This window comes from Caulobacter sp. P1_B12_2 (assembly GCF_056406675.1).
Genome location: NZ_JBFTZS010000720.1, coordinates 1 through 1362, shown reverse-complemented (window position 1 = coordinate 1362; position 1362 = coordinate 1). Strand labels below are relative to the sequence as shown.

Annotated in this window: 2 protein-coding genes; both read left to right on the top strand. The window is 69.6% G+C overall.

Going from position 1 to position 1362, the window contains the following annotated elements:
- Positions 1 to 45 precede the first annotated feature (45 nt).
- The gene (gene rutC, locus AC1DZ6_RS25200; protein WP_477099822.1) at positions 46 to 435 is read left to right on the top strand and encodes a pyrimidine utilization protein C; all 390 of its coding nucleotides are present in this window, start codon (positions 46 to 48) and stop codon (positions 433 to 435) included.
- Positions 436 to 1242, top strand: coding sequence for a pyrimidine utilization protein D (rutD, locus tag AC1DZ6_RS25195; protein ID WP_477099821.1), 807 nt, complete (start codon positions 436 to 438; stop codon positions 1240 to 1242). It abuts the gene before it with no gap.
- The last annotated feature ends 120 nt before the right edge of the window (positions 1243 to 1362 follow it).

Sequence of the window (1362 nt, the reverse complement as noted above, 5' to 3'; positions counted from 1 at the left end):
CCTTCGGGCCTTGTCCGGGATGACAGCGAAAAAGAGGAAAAAGAGATGCCCAAGACCGTCATCATCCCGCCCGGCACGGGCACCCCGATCGCCCCGTTCTCGCCGGGAACGCTCGCCGACGGGATCGTCTACGTCTCGGGCACCCTGGCCTTCGACAAGGACAACAACGTCGCCCACGTCGGCGACGCCGAGGGCCAGACCCGGCAGGTGCTGGAGACCATCAAATCCGTCATCGAGACCGCCGGCGGCACGATGGACGACGTGACCATGAACCACATCTTCCTGACCGACTGGGCCAACTACCAGACGATCAACAAGGTCTATGCCGAGTACTTCCCGGGCGACAAGCCGGCCCGCTACTGCATCCTGTGCGGCCTGGTGCGCCCCGACTTCCTGGTCGAGATCGCCACCGTCGCCCACATCGGCAAGAAGTAGATGCAAAGCGGGACCGTCGACGGCCTGTACTACGAGGTTCACGGCGGGCCGGCGGCCGATCGCGGGACGGTGATCCTGTCGGCGGGCCTGGGCGGTTCCGGCGCCTTCTGGGCCCCGCAGATGGACGCGCTGCTGAGCCGCTTCCGGGTGGTGCTGTACGACCACCGCGGCACCGGCCGCAGCGTGCGGACCCTGACCGACCCGCACACCGTGGCGGTGATGGGCGACGACATCGTCAAGGTCATGGACGCCCTGGGCCTGGACCGCGCCCACGTCGTGGGCCACGCGGCGGGCGGCAATGCGGGCCTGGCCCTGGCCCTGGACCATCCGGGCCGCATCGACCGACTGGTGGTGGTCAACGGCTGGTCGCGGCCCGACCCGCACATCAAGCGCTGTTTCGACACCCGCCTGGCCCTGCTGAACAACACCGGCATCGCCGCCTATGTCCACGCCCAGCCGCTGTTTCTGTATCCGGCCGACTGGCTGAGCGCCAACAACGCGCGGCTCGAGGCCGAGGAGGTCCACCACATCCACGGCTTCCCGGACCCGGACGTCATGCGGGCCCGCATCCAGGCCCTGCTGACGTTCGACATCGACGCCGACCTGGAGCGCATCGCCTGCCCGGTGCTGGTCAGCGCCAGCGCCGACGACATGCTGGTGCCCCTGGCCTGCTCGCGCCGCCTGGCCGAGCGCCTGCCCAACGCCACGCTCGACATCGCGCCCTGGGGCGGCCACGGCTTCACCGTCACCGCGCCCGAGGCCTTCAACGCGACGCTCGTGGACTTCCTGAGCGGAGCCGCGGCGTGAACCGCCAACCCACATTGTCATCCCGGACAAGGCCCGCAGGGCCGCCGATCCGGGACCGCCGGAAGCGCCTGCGCTCAGGCGTCGGTCCCGGATCTTCGCGCTGCGCGCTCGTCCGGGATG